Raw genomic sequence first — 233 nt, forward strand, 5'->3', positions numbered from 1 at the left:
CTATCCTGATTCCGGTTTTTATTCCCGCCGTGGCGGTGATTTTACTCATGGTGATAGGCACCATCAGTAATCCGACTCTGGCCGGAAAAGTCTTCTCAGAGACCCTCAGTTACGTTACCCAGAGTTTTGGCTGGTTCTACATGCTGTCGGTAGCGATCTTTCTGTTTTTTATTGTCACTGTTGCCCTGACCAAATGGGGAGAGATCAAGCTCGGCCCGGATCACGCCGAGCCG

The 233-nt window shown here is 51.1% G+C and carries 1 protein-coding gene; it reads left to right on the forward strand.

Annotated elements, in window-relative coordinates; all coding sequences use genetic code 11:
- Nucleotides 1-2: 2 nt before the first annotated feature.
- On the forward strand, nucleotides 3-233 hold a 231-nt coding region (locus ACYP03_RS28165; protein WP_459782960.1), incomplete at its 3' end, for a BCCT family transporter.

It is taken from the genome of Photobacterium sp. R1 (assembly GCF_054600795.1).